The organism is Neobacillus sp. plas4 (assembly GCF_057221695.1).
Window position 1 is genome coordinate 2,119,873 of record NZ_CM170152.1, and the last position, 21,673, is coordinate 2,141,545.

At 38.8% G+C, this 21,673-nt stretch carries 19 protein-coding genes; 12 read left to right on the plus strand and 7 right to left on the minus strand.

The window, feature by feature from the left end:
• Positions 1-11: 11 nt before the first annotated feature.
• Complete coding sequence (locus AC2TFD_RS10595) at positions 12-512, minus strand: redoxin domain-containing protein (RefSeq protein WP_335568335.1); 501 nt, start codon at positions 510-512, stop codon at positions 12-14.
• 103 nt (positions 513-615) lie between these two features.
• Positions 616-2,664 (minus strand): AAA family ATPase, encoded by a 2,049-nt coding sequence (locus AC2TFD_RS10600; RefSeq protein WP_484675605.1) that lies wholly within the window; start codon positions 2,662-2,664, stop codon positions 616-618.
• A gap of 167 nt (positions 2,665-2,831) precedes the next feature.
• Here AC2TFD_RS10600 and AC2TFD_RS10605 point away from each other — a divergent pair, with 167 nt between their 5' ends.
• Together AC2TFD_RS10605 and AC2TFD_RS10610 are read left to right on the plus strand one after the other, a co-directional pair.
• Positions 2,832-3,227, plus strand: a complete 396-nt coding sequence (locus AC2TFD_RS10605) for a hypothetical protein (protein ID WP_484675606.1) — start codon at positions 2,832-2,834, stop codon at positions 3,225-3,227.
• 57 nt (positions 3,228-3,284) lie between these two features.
• On the plus strand, positions 3,285-4,103 hold the full coding sequence (locus AC2TFD_RS10610; protein WP_484675607.1) for a CPBP family glutamic-type intramembrane protease: 819 nt from the start codon (positions 3,285-3,287) through the stop codon (positions 4,101-4,103).
• A gap of 119 nt (positions 4,104-4,222) precedes the next feature.
• Here AC2TFD_RS10610 and AC2TFD_RS10615 read toward each other — a convergent pair whose 3' ends face one another.
• Positions 4,223-6,040: a helix-turn-helix domain-containing protein gene (locus tag AC2TFD_RS10615; protein WP_484675608.1), complete on the minus strand. Its 1,818-nt coding sequence runs from the start codon at positions 6,038-6,040 to the stop codon at positions 4,223-4,225.
• Between the two features lie 281 nt (positions 6,041-6,321).
• Here AC2TFD_RS10615 and AC2TFD_RS10620 point away from each other — a divergent pair, with 281 nt between their 5' ends.
• From AC2TFD_RS10620 to AC2TFD_RS10650, 7 genes are all read left to right on the plus strand, one after another.
• A complete protein-coding gene (locus AC2TFD_RS10620) occupies positions 6,322-7,461 on the plus strand; it encodes an acyl-CoA dehydrogenase (protein ID WP_335518107.1) in 1,140 nt (379 codons plus the stop codon).
• 43 nt (positions 7,462-7,504) lie between these two features.
• Positions 7,505-9,472, plus strand: coding sequence for an acetate--CoA ligase (locus tag AC2TFD_RS10625; RefSeq protein WP_335518110.1), 1,968 nt, complete (start codon positions 7,505-7,507; stop codon positions 9,470-9,472).
• 125 nt (positions 9,473-9,597) lie between these two features.
• Positions 9,598-10,947 (plus strand): acetyl-CoA carboxylase biotin carboxylase subunit, encoded by a 1,350-nt coding sequence (locus AC2TFD_RS10630; protein WP_335518113.1) that lies wholly within the window; start codon positions 9,598-9,600, stop codon positions 10,945-10,947.
• 18 nt (positions 10,948-10,965) lie between these two features.
• Positions 10,966-11,181, plus strand: a complete 216-nt coding sequence (locus AC2TFD_RS10635; protein ID WP_335568332.1) for an acetyl-CoA carboxylase biotin carboxyl carrier protein subunit — start codon at positions 10,966-10,968, stop codon at positions 11,179-11,181.
• Positions 11,182-11,212: 31 nt separating this feature from the next.
• Complete coding sequence (locus tag AC2TFD_RS10640) at positions 11,213-12,127, plus strand: hydroxymethylglutaryl-CoA lyase (RefSeq protein WP_335515089.1); 915 nt, start codon at positions 11,213-11,215, stop codon at positions 12,125-12,127.
• Positions 12,128-12,140: 13 nt separating this feature from the next.
• Entirely contained in the window at positions 12,141-12,923 is a 783-nt protein-coding gene (locus AC2TFD_RS10645) for an enoyl-CoA hydratase (protein ID WP_335515086.1), read from the plus strand.
• Positions 12,924-12,947: 24 nt separating this feature from the next.
• Positions 12,948-14,492: an acyl-CoA carboxylase subunit beta gene (locus tag AC2TFD_RS10650; RefSeq protein ID WP_335515084.1), complete on the plus strand. Its 1,545-nt coding sequence runs from the start codon at positions 12,948-12,950 to the stop codon at positions 14,490-14,492.
• 101 nt (positions 14,493-14,593) lie between these two features.
• On the opposite strand, the gene AC2TFD_RS10655 is transcribed toward AC2TFD_RS10650, so the two are convergent.
• Together AC2TFD_RS10655 and AC2TFD_RS10660 are read right to left on the minus strand one after the other, a co-directional pair.
• Positions 14,594-15,295: a glycosyltransferase family 2 protein gene (locus tag AC2TFD_RS10655; RefSeq protein WP_484675609.1), complete on the minus strand. Its 702-nt coding sequence runs from the start codon at positions 15,293-15,295 to the stop codon at positions 14,594-14,596.
• A gap of 34 nt (positions 15,296-15,329) precedes the next feature.
• On the minus strand, positions 15,330-16,244 hold the full coding sequence (locus tag AC2TFD_RS10660) for an NAD-dependent epimerase/dehydratase family protein (RefSeq protein ID WP_335568330.1): 915 nt from the start codon (positions 16,242-16,244) through the stop codon (positions 15,330-15,332).
• Between the two features lie 201 nt (positions 16,245-16,445).
• Between AC2TFD_RS10660 and AC2TFD_RS10665 the strand changes: the two genes are divergently transcribed.
• Both AC2TFD_RS10665 and AC2TFD_RS10670 read left to right on the plus strand, forming a co-directional pair.
• The gene (locus AC2TFD_RS10665; protein WP_484675610.1) at positions 16,446-17,135 is read left to right on the plus strand and encodes a glycosyltransferase family 2 protein; all 690 of its coding nucleotides are present in this window, start codon (positions 16,446-16,448) and stop codon (positions 17,133-17,135) included.
• A gap of 33 nt (positions 17,136-17,168) precedes the next feature.
• On the plus strand, positions 17,169-18,656 hold the full coding sequence (locus AC2TFD_RS10670) for a glycosyltransferase family 2 protein (protein WP_484675611.1): 1,488 nt from the start codon (positions 17,169-17,171) through the stop codon (positions 18,654-18,656).
• Positions 18,657-18,721: 65 nt separating this feature from the next.
• Here the strand turns inward: AC2TFD_RS10670 and AC2TFD_RS10675 are convergent, their stop codons facing one another.
• Complete coding sequence (locus tag AC2TFD_RS10675; RefSeq protein ID WP_335515071.1) at positions 18,722-19,486, minus strand: glycosyltransferase family 2 protein; 765 nt, start codon at positions 19,484-19,486, stop codon at positions 18,722-18,724.
• A 48-nt stretch (positions 19,487-19,534) separates the two neighbouring features.
• Complete coding sequence (locus tag AC2TFD_RS10680; protein WP_335515068.1) at positions 19,535-20,290, minus strand: serine/threonine-protein kinase; 756 nt, start codon at positions 20,288-20,290, stop codon at positions 19,535-19,537.
• Positions 20,291-20,470: 180 nt separating this feature from the next.
• On the opposite strand from AC2TFD_RS10680, the gene AC2TFD_RS10685 reads away from it, so the two are divergent.
• Positions 20,471-21,628 (plus strand): glycosyltransferase family 4 protein, encoded by a 1,158-nt coding sequence (locus AC2TFD_RS10685; protein WP_335515064.1) that lies wholly within the window; start codon positions 20,471-20,473, stop codon positions 21,626-21,628.
• Positions 21,629-21,673 lie beyond the last annotated feature (45 nt).

The following is a 21,673-nucleotide window of genomic DNA, read 5'->3' on the forward strand; positions in this document are numbered from 1 at the left end:
AATATTCGACTTTATAGTTTTCGTAAAACATCAAATAACTCTTCGTTATCAGGCTGCTTATCAAGTGGATGAACATCAATCCACTGAACAATTCCTTCTTTATCAATGATAAAGAGAGCACGCTCTGAGGCTCCATATGCCGGTTCGCCTTTGTTTGTGCGAAGAACGCCATATTTCTCTGAAACTTCTCCATGCGGATAGAAATCAGAACAAAGCGGATAGGATATTCCGCCAATAGATTTAGCCCATGCATCATGACTGTGTACGCTGTCTACTGAAATACCCAGGACCTGGGTATCAAAATCTTCAAAACGAGGAAGATCATCCTCGTATGAAGGCATCTGCGCGCCTCAAACTGGGGTCCAATCTAAAGGGTAAAAACAAAGAAATACATTTTTGGATCCGCGGAATTCGCTCAACGTAACTCTGCGTCCGCCATGTGCATCCACAGTGAAATCCGGTGCCGGATCACCAACTTTTAAGGTGCTTGTTTCAGTAGCTCCTTGTGGCATGTTATTAACTCCTTTCTAGTGTAAAATTCACGAACACTGCTTATTATTCCCAAGTCCAATTTGAATTAACCTTCTTTATTTAACGGGAAATCGTAATAATATATTAATTTTGCGCTAAAACTTGGTATATACGCTCTAGTGCTTTATTCAAATATCGGTAGTAGGTTGATAGGGATAGATTAATGTTCTTGGCAACCAGTTCATGGGGACGAATTCCTTGAATAAAAGCATATTTTAATATTTTCCCAAAGGTAGCATCCATATCGTCACCACCGATTAGCTGGTTAACGCCATCAATTATATCTTTTTGAATATATTCCCCTAAGTTATCAGTAGATAAATCCAACGTGACACGACGGGGAAACAAACGAATATAGTGCTCGCACAGTTCAGGATTCACAGGGAATTTTGAAAATCCTTTCATTAGCGTTTTAAGTTCATTTATATCAAAGGTTGAAGGAGCCTCGGTCAACGTTTCGCCAATTGAATTACTTGATAGAAGTCTATCTAGTTTTGTTAGGTAGTCTTCTTTCGTAAGATCTAGGATAAATCCGCGGAATTCTGTTCCGGATTGTGTTTTGCTTTGAGACCATGGAGCAGCTTCGAATCCGCATAACTCTAAAACAGGAAACCACTCTTTTAAACAAGTAAAATCAAAAAGCCATTCTGAAAATGAAAAATGATTGATGAGAGTATTAATAATATAGGTTTGTGTTTTTGCCGCAAGCTCAGGCTCAAGCCCAACAAAACATATCAAATAAGCATTAGGAACCGGTTTCCATCCGTTCAAAAAGGGGTGAAGGACTGGGTCAGTTTCTAACACTTTCAGCATATCGGCATGGAGCGGAATCTTTCCAAAAAAAGCAACGAGTTCATCTTCCTGCCAAATCGTAATAAAAGAGGAAGGATCAACCTCCCAAATCGGTCGAATTAAACGCACCATAAGAATATCCCCAGAAGCTTCGGGTAATACGAAATGATGGTAGTCCAGGTACAAGGATTCAATTTTGGGAAGATCAATTTCTTGGCATCCACGCACTTCAACATTGTCTAAATGAGCGGTGAAACAAATATTCCGAACAAGAGGATTTTCATGTAAGCTCATTTTATCTAAGTGCAGTTTCTGCCTTATAAGCGGATTAGCGCGTTCCTCCAACCGAATTTGTTTTAGCGCATTTCTTCTCATTTGCTCATAGGTTTGAGGTTTCCGAAGCACCATATCTTCAAGTGCCCATGATCTTACCGCATCATGAAGCATCCATCCGTCTTCTTTCAAAATAATAAAAGGCATTTTAATAAGACTTCTAAAGGATTCATGGTCTATTTCGTCATTCAATATCGCAGCAAGCCTCTCTTCATTAAATCTCCAAAACACCGATGCTGCCTCGAGTAATCGCCGAACGGGAGCTTCCAGTCCATCGACCAGTTCTTCCATTAGTACTGAAATAAGCTGGTTCTGTTCCACGCGAGCGAGAGGTTTATATTGATTTCCTTTCAACATCATTTCGGCCACAAGGGTCATGGCTAGAGGAATGCCCCGAGAAAAATGGAATAACTGTGATTTGGTCTCGCTGCTTGCAATACCTCGTTTTCGAGCATATTGGTCCACATCCGTTGGTGTCAAAGAGGCCAGTGACAAGGTATGAATGAAGCTTGCCCACCCCGAACGCAGCCAGCCGCCGGTGAGCGGGTGCCTTCCAGCAGTAATAATTCGTACGGTTTCGTCAAACTGACCCAGCCAGTGAGGAAGCCATTCCTCAACGGAGCGCCAATTTTCAAAAGTATCAAGTATTAGGACAATATGACACCCTGTATGATTCGATTTGCGAATCATTCTGTTCACAATCTCCCCTTGATCATGTTCAATCATGTCTATTTCGCCCGCATTCCTGAGCTGAATGGCCAATTGAACTAGAACATCTTCTTTCGTCCTTATGGTTTTACTGCCATCTAAAAAGTAAAAACCGCCATCCTCTAATTCAGCCATAAATTGCTGAAGAAGTGTTGATTTTCCAATACCGCTTTGTCCATAAATATGCAGCCACTGGCAGTCTGAATGTCCAGCAGCATGTTTTTGCACTAATTCTAGTTCCTTTTCCCGTCCTACAAAAAAGTTTCGTTCTGTATTATAAAGTTTTGACTGGATTTGCATTCGTATACCCCCTTAAAATACTTACATATTCTATATGTAATCTCACATACCCTTCTTTGAGAGTGGAATGATATTGCTTGTGAGAGTGTTTGTTGATTATAGTTGATTGAAGAAAAGCCAATGCGCATTGACAGTAAGATAACGATATCAAGAGGGTGGTGTTTGAGATGAACAAGGTCCTTTCAAAACAAATAAAACAGGCCCTAGAAGACGTTTTTCCCAGCTACATTATGGTTGTTTCAAAGGATGGGATTCCAACCAATACTTCTTTATCTCAGGTATGCTATGTAGATGAACGACATATTGCTTTACCTGTTCAGACTTTTATGAAAGCAAGCCCCAATTTTCAAGAGATTCCCAATATTGTTGCTGAAGTGGTAGACCCCATAACATTAAGGAATTGGAATCTCAAGTTAAAATACTTGAACACAGTCGAACAAGGACCGATATTTGAAAAAATGGCAGTCAAGTTGGCAAAGATCTTTTCTATCGTGGGAATGGAGGATCTCTTCCGCTTGCAAGGGGCAGAAATTTATGAAGTGGTTGGCATTAGTGAACAGTAGGGGGTTAGTTTAAAGGTGAAAAGATAATTTGTCTAGAGTGAAAGGGGAAGATTATACTTGAGAAGATATTTGTCGATGCTGGGAAATTACTTACTTTATTTAGCGGTTATCATTTTAGTTATCTTTCTCTATAATTCTTTCATTAATCCAGTCTTAGGCTGGGGGCAATTTGGAGAAGGAAAGAACATTTCCATTCAGTTGTTCATGGTACTTGCTGCGACAATCGGTCTTTCGGCGATTGTTTATAATATTAAATACCGGATATTGAAACAGACACCGAAAAGTTTTTGGAAACTTAGCGGCTTTTCGAAGATTAGCATAAGCTGTGCCGTTCACATGGTCACAATCGGCCTCGCGTTCACTTTCTTAAATGCTGCTGTCATGAAGCTGTTACTATCCTACAACATCACTACGTTAAATGATTTTACGGAAAGTTATTTTCAGTCTGTTCCATTTGCTTACTTAATGGTTTCTTCCGTTATTACCACGGCACTCGAACTGATTGTATTTATCGGTATTATGTTTAACGAAACAAGAAAAAATGTCCCCGTTTTCTGGCCAATTCTCGTCATCTCCTTGATTATTGCGGTGTTACAGTCGGCAGGCGGTATTGGGATGCAACTTCTTGGGTTGGCACTAGGATTCGTTTATGGCTCCATCTATGTACGCACTTCATCCATATGGTCCGTTATCCTGATTGGAATTGTGTTTAACACCAGTCTGTTCGGCATGAAAAAAATCGGCTGGGTGGACGCAATGGAAAATATGTCAGAATTCACCCTGATAGTGATTGCTTCTTTCATGGGATTGTATCTTCTTTTTAGTACACTTTGGTATTTTAGAAAACCAAACCCGAGTAGAAACATTTCGATTTAGTACAATACTTTTTAGGTACCGTAGGGACGGTTCTTATGGTCTTTTTAATTCATTAGTTAAAACAAAAAAAACCGACAGAACCGTCCCCATGGTCCCCAGAACCGTCCCCATGGCCCCGCCTAGTCCAATATTTCCTTCTTCTTTATATATTGATAGATATTACTTGCTAACTGGATATTGAATAATTGTTGGTTATCGGTAAAGTCGATCAAGAGAATTTCCTCGATTCGCTTTAGGCGGTAGTTTAAGGTGTTGATATGAATATGCAAAGAATCTGCTGTTTTCTTGATATTTTGATTCTGTTCAAAATATGCTGTAAGCGTGCTTACTAGGTCGCCTTTTCGGGATTGCTCGTATTGAATAAGGGGGCCTAATACTTCTTCGATAAAATCAATTAATTCTTCCTCTGAATTTTTCAAAATAAATCTATGAACACCAAGGTCTGTATAACAAAGGATATGGTGTTCGAAATGATAGTTTTTAAGAAACTTTATACATTTTATCGCTTCCTTAAATGACTCATGAGCAGAAAGCAGTCCGGGCTTCATTCTTCCAATGCCAATGGACAAATCAAACTCTCCATATTTAATTTGAATCCAATCTTGTAAAACCTTTGCCAGTTTTTTAATTTCGGTAGCGATGCTGGATGAAGGTAATTTTGAGTGATAGGAAAGCAGCGCGACAATTTGATTTTCATTCATTACCGCCATACCTTGTAAATTTCTTTCTATGAATAACTTATTGGTCATATGGAGTATATTTATGAGAGCGCTATCAGGAATCTTTTTCACTTTTGCTCGATCATCAAAATTAATAATAAAAGCAACATAGTTTCGGTTGGGATCGAAATTTAAATTTTTGGCCTTTAAAATTAATGCTTCGTCCATCTGTCCAGTAAAGAGTTTGGTGACGAATTCTCCTCTCAATCGTTGCTGTGTTTCGATAATGGCCTGTTCCTTAACAAGCTCCAGGGAGATAATCGTACAGGCATGTTCAAGAGCAGAGATGTCCAATTCACTCATTTGTTGTTTCGATAGGATCATCAAAACTCCTAGAGACTTCAGTTTAGAGCCAAGGAGTAATACGACTAATTGAAAATTTTCGTTTTCTAAGGTTATTTCTGAAACCTTTCGTGAATTTTCGAGTGAAGGAATAATTTGCTTCGCGTATTGCTTAAAATAATCAGTCATATCCTCTGTAAAGGACGAGTGGCAGGCTGAGCCCATTAGTTCTCCTATATCATCGAAGAGAAAAATATGCTGCCCAATCTTCTGATGAATATAATACATAATCGATTGAATTCCTTCTCCATTTACAACGAGGTCGGCTAAGTTTCTATGTGTTTCAATGGACCGGGAAAGCTTGCGCACAGTTTTTTCCTTTTCACGGTAAAGGCTGGATTTTTCAAGGGCAATGGCAGCTTGATGGCCGATGGCTTCTAATAAATGAATATCCTCTTGCTGGAAATGTAAAGATTGTTCAAAAGAATCTAAAGTAATGACTCCAATACATTCACCCTTAAGTAAAATTGGCGAAGAAATGACAGAAGTAAAATGAATGTTGTTTCGTATCGATCGATCCAATAAATCTCTATTTATGGGTGTTAATGTAGTTAAGGCTTGTTTTATTTCTACTTCGTTCCTAAAAACAAGACATTTTTTTTGCGCAAATGTCATACCGGTCATGGACTCACCGGGAAGTAGTTTAATGGATTTAAATATATGTGGATAAAATAACCCTTGGGCTGATTGCGCAATTAATCGGTTTTGCTTTTTGTCAAATACCCAAATGGACCCTCCACCGCAAGCATCTACGGCAGAAACTGCCTCATCTAGGATTGAATCAAAAATGGTATCAATATCTAAAGAAGAATTAATGACGTTTGAAACATGAATTAATGACCTTAATTGTCGATGTGTTAATGTATCTTCCATCATTCATCAACCTCACTTTTAGTCGTAACCGCTTCCATTTCTATGTAAATTTGTGTAAAACACACAAATTTCCCTTAAATAATTTCGGAGAAATGAACATAGAATTATATATTCTAATAGTTATAATTATAAGAAAGTTGGGAAAATATTGAAAGGGGTATTTCGTACTTGTTTTACTATCATTCTTCAATATTTTTAAATATGTCGATTTAAGACAGAGTTGCAGGCAGATGAAGTTTTTTGTAAGTAAATGTCGGAATATTAAGAAAAGGAAGGTGGAGACAATGAATTTTGATTTAACGAAAGAACAAGAGATGATCCGTAAGTTAATTCGGGAATTTGCTGAAGCAGAGGTTGCTCCTGGAGCAGATGAGAGAGATCGTACAGGGGAATTCCCTTTGGAAGCTTTTTCGAAACTATCAGAGTTAGGGATTATGGGGCTTCCATTTCCTGAACAATATGGCGGGTCTGATGCCGATACGACCAGTTTTGCTATCGTCGTTGAAGAGCTAAGCCGTGTTTGCGCATCTTCAGGGATTACCTATTCTGCTCATATCTCATTAGGCGGGGCACCACTTCATTTGTTTGGTACTGATGAACAAAAGGAAAAATACTTAACGCCAATTTGTACGGGAGAGTCATTTGGGGCATTTGGTTTAACTGAGCCAAATGCAGGATCCGATGCAGGCGGTACTCAAACAACAGCTGTTCTAGATGGGGATGTATGGGTCCTAAATGGATCAAAATGCTTTATTACAAATGCAAGTTACGCCAAACACGTAGCTGTTACAGCCATAACGGACCGCACAAAAGGAATAAATGGAATCAGTGCATTTATTGTTCCAACGGATGCACCTGGATTTACGGTTATTAGCAACTATGAAAAGATGGGTCTTCATGCCTCCAATACAACTGAATTAATCTTAGAAAATGTAAGGGTTCCCAAAGAAAATCTACTTGGTACAGAGGGAAATGGCTACAAGCAATTTCTAGCTACTCTTGATGGAGGAAGAATTGGAATTGGAGCAATGGCTGTTGGGATTGCACAAGGTGCATTCGAAAAATCCCTTCAGTATGCAAAGGAAAGAAAGCAGTTTGGAAAAAGCTTGTCAAACTTCCAGGCAATCCAATTTAAGTTAGCTGATATGGCTATGAATATTGAACTAGCACGAAATATGGTTTACAAAGCAGCCTGGTTAAAGGACCAAGGCCGTCCATTTAAAAAAGAAGCAGCATACGCAAAATTATTTGCTTCTGAAATGTGTATGCGGACATGTGACCAAGCCGTTCAAATTCACGGCGGATATGGATACATGAAGGAATACCAAGTAGAAAGATTTTTCCGTGATGCTAAGCTTTTGGAAATTGGCGAAGGAACATCTGAAGTTCAACGAATGGTCATTGCGAAACAACTTGGTTGTTAACTAGTTTACTAGAATAGATAAAAAACGTAAAAGGAGCTGTAACATGGATTTAAGTGGAATTTTAAAAGTCGTTTCTGATAGCAAACTCGTTTATCCAAGTGAAGAAAAAGTACGCTCTACCTCTATAGGCAGTACGGAAGCATTTCAACAACTTTTGAAACAATCCCAGGAAGATCCAGCATCCTTTTGGGCAAATACAGCCCAAGAACTTAAATGGTATGAACCGTGGAATAAAACCCTTAGTGGAGAGCTCCCTGATTTTCGTTTTTTTACCGGGGGCATTAGTAACCCAAGCGTCAATTTGCTTGACCGTCACGTAGAGAATGGGGCAGGAAACCGGACAGCTCTCATTTGGGAGGGTGAAAACGGCGATTCGAAATTTTACACATACAATATGCTTTTGGCAGAAGTGAATCGATTTGCGAATGTTCTTAGGTCATTTGGAGTGAAAAAGGGTGATGGTGTCGCGATCTTTCTTCCAAACCTTGCCGAAGCATTTATTGCGGTTTTAGCTTGTTTTCGTGTTGGTGCTGTTTACAACACTATTTTCTCCGGTTATTCCGAAAAATCATTAACAGACCGTCTCATTAACTTTGAACCAAAAGTTGTGGTAACAGCGGATGCTACCATTCGCAGAGGGAAGGTCATTCATTTAAAAGAAAAAGTTAATCATGTAGCACCAACGATTCCTTCAGTAGAAGCTGTCATTGTTGTTAACCGTTTAGGTATAGAGGTAGAAATGACAGAAGGCCGCGACTACTGGTGGCATGAGCTGACAAAGAAGGCAAGTATCATTTGTGAACCTGAAAGACTGGAAGCAAATGAGAGTGGGATTGTCTTTTATACGAGTGGTACAACCGGAAAACCGAAAGGCGTAGTGCATTCCGGAATGGCTTTTGTCATTCAAAATTACATCTATGCTAAGTACCATATGGATCACCGTGATGATGATGTTTTCTGGTGTACAGCAGATATCGGCTGGTTAACTATGCATATTTGGGGGATTGCCGGAGCCCTGGCGAATGGTGTAACAACGGTTGTGTTTGAAGGAGCCATTGATTATCCAACAAAAGACCGTTTTTATCAAATCATTGAAAAATACCGCGTGAATAAGTTATTCACGGCCCCGACTGCCTTACGAATGTTAAAAAGTATGGGAGATAAACCACTTAAACAATATGATCTATCTTGCCTAGATGTCATTTCACTTGTCGGAGAGCCTTTCGATCCGGAAACATGGCATTGGACATATGAAGTATTAGGGAATAAAAACGTCTATATCAATAATACATGGGGTCAGACGGAAACAGCGGGTTCTCCTATAGCTGGAGCAGCATGGCTTACACCAATGAAACCGGGTTCTGCCGGTAATCCATTTTTAGGTGCTGTTTTTAGTGTTGTGGATGCGGAGGGGAATGCAGTGAAACCTCTTCAGTTAGGGAATTTAGTTATTAATAAACCGTTTCCTATGCTGTGCCGAACGCTTTGGAAAGAACCGGAGCGATATTACGCCTCCTATTATAGCCAAGTGGCAGGCAGTTATTATGCCAGTGATCTTGCACTATTCGATGAAGATGGATTCTTATGGGTAGTTGGACGTTCTGATGATGCCTTTAATGTTGCGGGACATCGGTTAAGTACCATGGAGATGGAAAGTGCAGTCCTTGAAGTTGCGGGAGTATCTGAATGTGCCATTATTGGGATTCCTGATGAAATAAAAGGAGAAGTACCGTTGGTGTTTGTCCGCCTGGCTGATGGGTATGAAGGAACTCCAGAGTTAGAAGAGAAGATAAATACGAATATCGTACAACAAATTGGTAAGATTGCTCAGCCAAAAACGATAATCTTTGCAGATATGCTGCCGAAAACAGTCAGCGGCAAAATTATGCGCCGTTTGTTAAAAGAAATCGTTGTAACAGGTAGTGTTGCCGGTGATATAACCGGTCTGGAAGATCCGTCAACTGTGGTCCAGATTAAAGAGAAGGTTTTTGAAAATAAAACAGTTAAATAATGTATCATTGAGCCAGTCATACGCTCATATCATTAATCTGCATGACTGGTTCCACCAATTATTTTCAATAAAGGCTGTTGGTGTATAGAAAAGAGCCTTTATAAAAGACAGAAAGGGTGGAAAGTATGTTCAAAAAGGTATTGGTCGCTAATCGTGGTGAAATTGCTGTTCGAGTCATGCGGACATGTAAGGCTTTAGGGATTCATACGATTGGCGTTTACTCCGAAGCCGATGGTGAGGCCCCACATGTAAAAATAGCGGATGAAGCCCATCTAATTGGAAGTCCTCGTGTGGCAGAAAGTTATTTGAATATCGATAAAATCTTAGAAGTCGCACGAGTTACAAAAGCAGATGCCATCCATCCTGGGTATGGATTGCTCTCTGAGAATGCTGAATTTGCCAAGAGATGTGAGGAAGCAGGAGTTACGTTCATCGGACCAACTCCTGCGGTTATTTCTAAAATGGGAAGCAAGATTGAATCTCGTAAAGCAATGGAGGAGGCTGGGGTTCCAGTTGTTCCAGGAATCACCTACCCGCTCGCTGATGCCGAGGAGGCAGTAGAAGTAGCGGACAGAATCGGATATCCAGTGATGTTAAAAGCATCCGCTGGCGGAGGCGGAATTGGGATGCAGGTAGTCCGTAACGGTGATGAAATCCGGAAGGCTTTTGCCGGCAACCAAAAACGAGCGACAGATTTCTTTGGCGACGGGGCCATGTACGTTGAAAAATACGTTGAAAGTCCGAGGCATATCGAGATTCAAATCTTAGCAGATGGTTTTGGAAATACGGTTTACCTATGGGAACGTGAATGTTCGATTCAACGCAGGCACCAAAAAGTCGTTGAGGAAGCTCCATCTTCTTTTATTACGGAAGTAACACGTAAAAAAATGGGAGAGGCAGCCGTAAAGGCAGCAAAATCGATTGGTTATAAAAACGCAGGAACCATTGAATTCCTCGTGGATGAAAAGCAAAATTTCTATTTCCTTGAAATGAATACACGTCTCCAAGTGGAGCACCCAGTGACAGAAGAAATAACGGGTTTAGACTTGGTTGAACAGCAATTGCAAATTGCAGCGGGTGAAGCACTAACTTTTACGCAAGAAGAGGTAAAACGTGATGGTCATGCCATTGAAGTAAGAGTCTACGCGGAGGATCCGAAAACCTTCTTCCCGTCTCCAGGAAAAATAACAAAATTAGAGCTCCCAGATGGCATAGGTGTGCGACATGAGCTGGCGATTCATGGACAATCTGTTGTTACGCCTTTTTATGATCCTATGATTGCAAAATTGGTTGTAAAAGGCAGTAACCGCGGCGAAGCGATCCAACGTTTGCAAGCTGCTTTAGAAAATTATCAAATAGTAGGAATTAAAACAAATATTCCTATGCTTAAAGAAGTCATATCCCACCCGGCATTCCATTCAGGTGATACAACAACCAACTTTGTTGAAAAATATTTAAAACCACTAAAAAAATAATAGAGGAGGAATTACATCATGAGTAAAGAAGTAGTAGCAAGTATGGCAGGAAATGTATGGAAGGTGCTGGTTAAGGCTGGGGATCAAGTAGAGGAAGGTCAGGATGTGGCGATTTTAGAATCGATGAAAATGGAAATTCCAATCGCGGCTGAGTTTGATGGAACCGTTAAAGAAGTGAAGGTGAACGAAGGCGATTTTGTGAATGAAGGAGACGTCATTGTAGAAGTTGAATAAATCCTGCGTAATAGGAGAAGGAGATGAAACAATGAAGTGGCCTGCAAATATAACCATTAAAGAGGTTGGACCGCGAGATGGTTTGCAAAATGAGAAGGTTTTTATTTCAACAGAAGACAAAATTACCTGGATTAATCAATTATCAACCAGCGGCCTGAAACATATTGAAATTACCTCTTTTGTGAACCCGAAATGGATTCCAGCACTTTCGGACGCGGTTGCCGTTTCCACCTATATTACCAGACAGCCTGGTGTAACCTATACAGCACTTGTTCCAAACCAGCAGGGTTTAGAGCGGGCATTAAAAGCAGACATCGATGAAGCAGCTGTGTTTATGTCTGCCAGCGAAACTCATAATCTAAAAAATATTAATAAATCTATTGGTGATACGTTCCCCATCATAAGAGATTTGGTCCAAAAAACTCTGGCCGCAGGGAAATTAAGCAGAGGCTATGTGTCTACGGTGTTCGGTTGTCCCTATGAAGGGGATGTTGATTTAGACGCGGTAATAAGGGTATCCGAAACTTTATTTGAGATGGGAATTGGTGAGCTGTCACTTGGGGATACGATCGGGGTAGCAAATCCAAAGCAGGTCCAAGAGGTTTTAGAAGTGTTACTTAAAAGGTTTCCAGCAGATAAATTAGCGATGCACTTCCACGATACCCGCGGAACGGCACTTGCCAATATCTTAGTATCGCTGGAGATGGGTATTACAACATTTGATTCTTCTATTGGAGGATTAGGCGGCTGCCCGTATGCACCAGGTGCAGCGGGGAATGTAGCAACAGATGATTTACTTTATATGCTTGGTGGAATGGGAATTCATACCGGTGTGGATCCGAAAAAGATTTTAGCTGCTTCCACGTACATTCAAGGGAAGATTGGAAAACCATTACCGAGCAAAAGCTTCCAAGCACAAAGCGCCCAATCAGGATGCAAGATATGAGGAAGGTGACCAAATGGATAAAAAAGTAGTAGTGAACCGGCTGGAAAACGGAATTACATTGATTACATTAAACCGTCCAGAAGCAGCCAATGCTTTATCTGTACAAATGTTAGAAGAACTTCAGGATGCGATTCTTACCTGTAAATTTGATCGGACAGTCCGCTGTATCGTGATAACTGGAGCCGGGGAGAAAGCTTTCTGTGCGGGCGCAGATTTAAAAGAACGGGCAGGAATGGACCCTATTAAGGTACGGAAGACGGTTTCCTTGATCCGTGGAAATAATAATGAGTTAGAAGCTTTGCCACAGCCAGTGATCGCAGCTGTGAACGGTGTTGCGCTTGGCGGGGGAACTGAACTTGCGCTCGCTTGTGATATTCGGATTGCCTCTGAAACAGCGAAGTTTGGTCTTACAGAAACTTCTTTGGGAATTATTCCAGGTGCTGGAGGTACCCAGCGTTTACCGAGATTAGTAGGTAAGGGACGTGCAAAAGAACTTATTTTCACTGCGAGAAGAATCGATGCCAGAGAGGCCTTAGAGATTGGATTAGTAGAGTATATGGTTCCTAGTGGTCAATTAATTGAAAAAGCATTAGAAATAGCAAGCCAAATCGTAAAAAATGGTCCAATTGCTATAGCACAAGCAAAGTTTGCTATCGATAAAGGCAATGATGTCGATCTTAACACCGGTCTTGCCATCGAACAAAATGCCTATGAAGTAACGATTCCGACGAAGGACCGTTTAGAAGGACTGCAGGCCTTTAAGGAAAAAAGACCTCCGGTTTATATGGGAGAATAAGAGAAAACTGAAGGAGGAAAGCATATGTCAGTTGAAATAAATAACCTTCAACAAACACTTGAAGAACGGGTAGAACAAATTAAAAAGGGCGGGCCCCCAAAATATCATGAGAAAAATCAGGAACAAGGAAAACTATTTGTCAGGGATCGCTTAAAACTATTATTCGATTCTGGTTTTGAATTAGAGGATGCGCTTTTTGCGAACTGTCTTGCAGGGGATCTCCCAGCAGATGGTGTATATACTGGAATTGGAAAAATCAATGGTCAAATTGTATGTGTAATGGCCAATGATTCCACGATTAAAGCGGGTTCCTGGGGTGCACGGACGGTTGAGAAAATCATTCGGATCCAAGAAACAGCTGAGAAAATGCGTGTACCATTGCTATACCTTGTGGATTCAGCCGGTGCCCGCATTACCGATCAGGTTGAAATGTTCCCAGGCAGACGCGGAGCAGGCCGAATTTTTTACAATCAAGTGAAGCTTTCCGGGAAAATTCCACAAATTTGTATCTTGTTTGGTCCATCTGCTGCAGGCGGAGCTTATATCCCGGCATTTTGCGATATCGTGATTATGGTAGATAAAAACGCCTCCATGTATCTGGGTTCACCACGGATGGCCGAAATGGTAATCGGAGAAAAAGTTACACTGGAAGAAATGGGTGGCGCCAGGATGCACTGTTCAGTATCCGGTTGTGGAGACGTTTTGGCGAAAAATGAGGAGGAAGCGATTGCGACTGCTCGTGATTATCTTTCTTACTTCCCAGCTAATTTCTCTGAAAAGCCGCCTGTCCTTGAGGCTGTGGCTCCTAAACAATTGAAGAAAACGTTAGAAGAACTGATTCCAGCCAATCAAAATTCACCTTTTAATATGCACGATCTCATTAATGGAATTATCGATGAAGGTTCTTTCTTTGAAATCAAAAAGCTATTTGCAGCTGAACTTATCACAGGTCTTGCACGCCTAAACGGAAAGCCTGTTGGAATCATTGCTAATCAGCCGCGTGTAAAAGGCGGGGTCTTGTTCCATGACACTGCAGATAAAGCAGCTAAATTTATTAATCTTTGTGATGCCTTCCATATTCCGCTCTTGTTCTTAGTGGATGTCCCAGGATTTATGATTGGTACAAAGGTAGAGCGGGCAGGGATTATCCGCCACGGTGCGAAAATGATTTCCGCCATGTCCGAAGCGACTGTTCCAAAAATCTCAGTTATTGTTCGTAAGGCGTATGGTGCAGGGTTATATGCTATGGCTGGCCCGGCATTTGAACCGGATGCTTGTCTTGCCTTGCCTTCTGCTCAAATTGCTGTAATGGGCCCAGAGGCCGCAGTAAATGCAGTGTATGCAAAGAAAATTGCCGAATTGCCGGAAGAAGAGCGTTCTGCTTTTATCGAGGAAAAACGCGATGAATATAAAGAAGATATTGATATTTACCGATTAGCTTCTGAAATGGTAATTGACGGTATTATTCCTGCAAATTCTTTACGTAACGAGCTTGTGAATAGATTCGAAGCATATTCCTCAAAATATGTGATTTTCTCTGAACGAAAGCATTCAGTATATCCGGTTTAATTGGAAGCAAAATTTAAGGTTGGATTAGAAGTATAATATTTTCAATTATAAAAAAGTGAGGCACCTTTCGGACAGGAGGGTGCCTTTTAGCATACTATTGATCATTTTTGTTTTGACATTTGTTCAGGATGTCTTCTATAGTAATAAAGCACTTCTGGGAGGTTGTTTGCCTTCACACCATTTGTTATACATTTTTGAAGGAATTCAAAATCTGCTTCTTTACCTAATCTTCTAGTAAAGCCGCCAAGTCGGTCAAAAACAGATCCCCGAAAAAGAGTTGTCCCATGGCAAATGCAATGTCCTCCATTTTTATAAACTTTATAAATTTCTTCATTGAATTTAATCCACCTTACAGGACGACGTAAGCCAATAAATTTCCCATTTTTGTAATCGAAGAATGACGAAAATAAAGTTCCTACAAGCTCATATTGCGGGTTAGCGTTTAAATAACTGACCTGTTTTTCAATCCTCTCTAAATGTGAAAGATCATCTGAATCCTGAATGGCGATAAATTCACCCTTACTAAGGAACATTCCCATAGTTAAAGGACCTGCATATCCAACGTTCCTCGGCAGTGATATCGCGATGATTCGATCTTTCATTTCTGGTCTTTTTTCTACAGCTTCTCTTTGAAACTCATAAAAAATCTCTAATGTTTTATCGGTGGAACAATCATCTACTAAAATAATCTCTATATCTCTATAAGTTTGTGCCAATATACTTTCCAAACACTCTTTTATATATTTCTCCCTGTTAAAACTAGTGATAATGATACTGACTAAATTCTTTTCTCTCGTGATCAATTCAACCATCTCCATTGTTTTTTCGGTCTTACTTCTATGAGTTCTTGTTGATAATATCAATGGTTTCTTGTAACCCTCTATCCAGTGAATACCTAGGGACCCAGTGTAGTTCCGTTAAGGCTTTCGTATTATCCAGCCTGCTTTGTCCGATATCACCCTCTCGATGAGGTTTAATGACTGGAGGCAAATGGGTGTTTAGCTTTTCCAACATTAAAGTTAGTAATTCATTTATCTTTGATTCTGTATTGGTACTGATATTAAATGTGCGATTCCTTCCATTATGAAGGGCGCTATAGATACCAGCTGCTACATCCTTTACATATATAAAATCTCTTGTCTGCTCACCACCATAAATAATTGGAGGGGCCTGTTCCAAAATAGAATTTAAGAAGATGGAAATTACACCTGCTTCACCATGGGCGTTTTGCCCCGGACCATATACATTAGCAAATCTTAAAATACTGTAATTCAAGCCAAAATGTTCAGCAAATAACCTGATATATTGTTCCGAAGTCTGTTTTGATAGGGAATAAAATGAGATGGGGTGTTGTGGGTGATCTTCATCAATTGGGAGATAGGTTGGTTCACCATATACTGCGGCTGATGATGCAAAAATAAATTTTTTAACATTATATTTCACACAATTTTGAAGGAGATTAATGGTTCCAGCAATATTTGCTAGACAATCTCCTAACGGGTTTTTCATAGAAACTTGTACGGATACCTGTGCAGCAAGATGAACGACGTAATCAGGCTTCTCACTAGCAAATATGTTTTCAATTGATAAATCCTCAATGTCGACCTCGTAAAATGCTGCAGATTTTGGAATACGTTCTTTGATTCCGCTTGATAAATTATCTACAATAACTACATCTATTTTTTCTTTTAATAATTTTTCAACAAAATGGAGACCAATAAAACCTGCTCCCCCTGTAATTAATACCTTCATCAATCATTCACTGCCCATTCTGTTATTTTTCGTTTTCGTTTTAAAGTCTAAAAGAATGCAATATTATCATATTAAAATTTACTATTTTGGTTTGTGTGCTAGCCCTTAGAATGGAATTATTTGCGATATCCATTTAGCTGTCCAGAACCTGTCCCCAAAATCTTACATATAAATATATAAGGATGGGGGGAGTGAATAGACTTGATTTCAATCATTACTTGTACAGTAAGGGAACATTTAATAAGTAATATCATTGATAACTACACGAATCAATTATTTCAGGATAAGGAGCTTATCATTATTTTAAATAATGATGCGATGGATATAAACCTCATTAAGGGCAAAATGGGAAGTATTAAGGGTGTGACAATTCATCAACTTCCCCAGGCTTATACCCTTGGAGAATGTTTGAATTATGGTATAGAAAAAGCAAAATATGATGTAATCTCAAAGTTTGACGATGACGATTATTATGGTCCGGAGTATTTAACAGAGGCAATGAATGCACTTAAAACAACAAAAGCTAATATCGTAGGTAAACTTGAATATTTTGTTTTTTTAAAAAGTATGAATGCACTCTTATTGCGTGGTCAAGGGCTTAATAACAAATATGTTAAGAATGTTAGTGGGGCAACCCTGGTTTTTGAAAGATCAATCATAAATAAAATTAAGTTTCCCAACCTCACTTTAGGAGAGGATACTGAATTTCAAAAAAAATGTATTAAGTTTGGTTATAGAATCTATTCAACTAGTAGGTATAATTTCGCTGCGATCAGAGGAAAAAATGTAAATGAACATACTTGGAAAATTAGTGATAAAAGACTAATTGAACACGGAGAAGTTATTGCATATACAGATGACTTTAAAAGCAAGGTTATTAAACTATCATGATAATTATCTCAATCTTTTATAGGGGGGAAGAAAATGGAGGTTGGAGTAGTTCTTCCAGTTTACAATCAGAAACCACAATATATTGATGAATGTATTCAATCCTTAGAATCCCAAAAATTTCGTGAGTTTCAATTAGTAATTGTCATTGATGGTGCTAATCAAGAAACCGTCCAAGCTGTAAAAGAAGCATCTAAAATGTTAACCATTCCTTACGAGATTATTTTTCGAAATGAAAATAAAGGTATTGCATATTCTTTAAATCAAGGATTCTCACACTTAAATGATTGTCGATTTTTAACATGGGTTTCTAGTGATAATCGACATGATCCTAAATTTTTACAAACACTTTATGAACAATTCGTTAATGCACCTGAGGAAACTGTTTTAGTGTATTCCCTTTTTAAACTTATTGATCAAAATGGAAGAAATATGAGGAATGATGTGATTCATCGAGAAACTCAGCTAAAATTTATGTCTCGGAATAAAGCAGACATTCTTCACCAAAATTTTATCGGGGCCTCCTTTTTATTTAAACAATCCGCTTTTGTTAAAGCGGGAGGATATGATACTAGATTTGAAAAAGTTGAAGATTATGAGTTTTGGATTCGACTTCTAGGAATTGGTGAAATTAAATTTATTCCTCATTTTTTGTTGGAATACAGATTAAAAGGGGAACATGCTTATACGACAATCACACCCCCTGATGATATTAGGATAAAAACTGTAGCGGCCAGTAATTATCATTACATGAAGCAAGGAAAGACTCCTAAAGTTACAGTAATGACTAGCTTTTATAATCAGCGAAAATATATTCGACAAGCGATTGAAAGTGTATTAAATCAAACATTTGAAGATTTTCAATTGATATTAATTGATGATGGTTCTACAGATAATCCGTGGCAAGAGATTCTTCAATATAAGGATCCAAGGATCATTCCACTTAAAATTGAAAATAGCGGAAAGGGAAGTGCATTAAATCAAGGCTTACCATTTGCGTTAGGTGAGTATATATTGGAGCTTGATGGTGATGATTGGTTAGAACATGATACGCTTGAAACAATGGTAAGTGAAATGTCCCAACAATCGGGCGATGTCGGTCTATGCTATGGGAATAGAAAGATATGGTTTCAAAAGAGATACAAGCCTATACCAGGTCCTGTTCACAAGGGAATGAATTATAAAAATAAATACGAAGTATTAACAGAATTGAAAACACACTGTCCTCGTTTATATCTAAAAAGTGCAATCGATCACATTGGGGGTTGGCCAACAAGCATAGCTGAGGATTTTGAGATTATGTTAAAACTGGCAGAGCACTATTCGTTTTATTGGATTGACAAAACGCTTTATAATCAGCGCCGGCTAGTGAATAACCTTACTTTAATAAAACAAATAGAATGTCAGCAGCAATTAAAAGATATCATAGAGAAAGTGCTTGAGGAATGGGGGGGACATTACAAACCGCAATTTATTGAGAATAAGGGTATGATTGAGAAAGTTATTCTTTCAAAAGAAAGTTAGTTAATTCTAATACTGTATATAAAAATACACCTCCATCAAAATCAAATGGAGGTGTTTTGCATTTGTCACATATCCAGTCCATAATGCTTTTTATAATATTCTTTCGCTTCCTGCAGTTTCTCAGGCTGGCGAAGATTTGAGCTTGGAACAGCTTGCGCCTTATGAACGGCAACTGCGTTTTTGCATACGATGGTTTCATTAATGCCCAAATTCTTGCAGATAAGGAAAAAGGCTGAATCTTCTCGGACAAATAGATTAGGGATGGTTACTTCCTTTTTTAGGGCATGGCGACAAAGGATTAAACAACCTAAAGGTCCCCAGTCCGTTACGGTATACAGTCCTGAAACTGTACGATTTTCTCTCCTTTTCAAGGAGTTCCTAGTAAATTTCATCCTTGAACCTGCAATTTGAACTCTTCCAAATGAATCTGTGACAACCCCCGTATAGATAGAATGCTCTGGGAAGTCTTCAATGCCTTTCATGATAGCATCAAACCAGCCTTCTTTAATAAGCATATCATCATCGAGAGAAATAATAATATCAAATTTTTCTTTCATTTGTTCGAATAAAAAATGACGGCCGCCACCACAACCAATCGGATCCTTATTAATTTCTCCAAGATCATTGAAGCAATGAAGTGTGATTTCCTTGTTTTTCGTTATAGGAATAACCGTCTTAATATCATCATACAGCTTGGGCCCTGAATCATTGTATATATAGATTGTAAAGGGCGATGGGATAAAGGTAACTAGGCGTTCTAGGTTCTCAATTAAGACTTGTTTCCTCACATTAACGGTGGTGATCATGATGCCAATTGACTTACTTTGCATGGTTTACTCCTTTCTAGGTACACTCTGTAGAGCGGGGTCTATTAATGATTACAAGCTTTTTCTGAGAGAGGAAATAGCCATTTTCATTTCATTTGCGGATTGATAACGATCGCTTTTTTTATAGCTTGTCGCCTTTCTTACTACACTTTGTAGAGCGGGGTCATCTATTTGATTGCAAGTCTTGACAATAAAGAAAGGGGCTTTTCCATTTATTAAATATAAAAGGATACAAGCAATGCTATATAGATCAGTACTATCGTTAAGATGCGATAGACCCTTCATTTTTTGCTCGCGCGGGTAAAAACCTTTCGTGCCCACCATATGCATGCCATTGAATTCCCCATTCTTGTCTTTCACAACTGTACATCCGAAATCTATAATTTGAATGGTTTTTTGATCTTTAGAGAGTAGTATATTGTGAGGTGAAAGATCACAGTGCAGCAGACCTGCTTTATGAAAAGGCTCGATCCCTTCTAGTATGTTCATGGTTATTTCTATTGCCTTGTTAGGGGGATAAATTTTACCATATCTGTAGTAACCAAGTCTTTCTCCGTCTTTAAATCCCATTACAATATAGGAATGCAGCTGATCTTCAAAAAAGTCTATATATTCACAGAGAAAGGGATGTTTAGGGATTCTCTTCATGATATCCGATTCTTTATTTGCCTCTTCACTTTTCATCATGCGCTTAATCGCAATTTCCCGATTGGTTGCTGTATCGAATCCTTTAAAGACCTGGCTTGTTCGCCCCTCGCCTATGTGCTCAGGAAAATAAACATATCTACCGTTCTTTAATTCTTCCATTCAAATCAATCTTCGCTCCTTCTGTTTAAAAATATGTTTTTACCATCTTATGTATCTGAGATATAAAAGGGTCAATAATATAATTGTTTTTCAAAAATTTGGCAGCCTGTCCACACCCTTCAATTCCTTAGTGAGTAAGCTAGTATAATATAAAGCATCTCAGAAAGGAGTTGAAATGAGGTGACAAGGCTTAAGGTAGCTATCATTACGCCAGGGGCTTATCCTATACCTGGCCATAAATCAAGTTCTGTTGAGTTGGTTGTCCAACATACATCCAATCTTTTTCAAAAAGATGTAGATGTAATCATTTTTGGAATGAAAACTAAAAACCAATTATTCATTGAAAGAAGCGGCAACATAACTTTTTATCGTTATTCCTTTAAAACTAAGACTTATATTCAACAAGTAGTAGATCAACTACAACAGGATTTGCCCGATATTATTCAAATAGAGAATCGCCCCAGAATGGTTAAAGCCATTCGTCGTGCATTTCCAAATGCTAAGATAATCCTTAACCTTCATTCCGTAAAATTTATCTCCCCACCATACATGAACGAGCAAAAACTAATTAGTTATTTAAATCTGACGAATGCAATTATGGTTAATAGCCATTTTTTAAAAAATTATGTAGTAAACCACACCAATTGTAATTCAGAAAAAATTATTGTTAATCATTTGGGTGTAAACACTGAACAATTTAAATCAAAATGGGAGCTTGATAGTAGGACCTCATTAGAGATTTTAAAAAAACAACTAGGTGTACCCAATTATAAAATTCTCTTATATGTAGGTAGATTAATTGAAATTAAAGGGGTGCACCATATTTTAGAAGCTATGTCAGAGCTAATTAAAGCTGACCCTACTATTCGGCTAATAATTGCAGGAAGCGCACTTGAATTTTCTTCTAAACATACGGAATATGCTGCCCGTTTAATTAAACAGACGAAGGAAATAGAAGATTACGTTGTTTTTACTTCTTTTATACCACATGATAAGATTCATGAATTGTTTCAAATATCAGATATACTAGTAGTTCCTTCTGCAGAAAATGAAGCTTTTGGACTTGTAAATGTAGAAGGGATGTCAACCGGTACCCCTGTCATTGCTACAAAATCCGGTGGTATGCCTGAAATTATTGAACACGGAAAAACCGGATTTTTAATAGACCCTTCTAATGTTCGTGAAGAATTAACTAAATACATTCTTTGCTTGTTGTCAAATCCGGTAAAAATACAGGAAATGGGCATAGAAAGTGTTTTACGGGTAAGAAACAATTTTACCTGGCAGCATACGGTTGAAAGAATGTTAAAGCTATACCAAGAATTGCAAGAAGGATAAAGAGGCCATGGGCATTTATATGTCTGTGGCTTTTTTTGGTTTTTA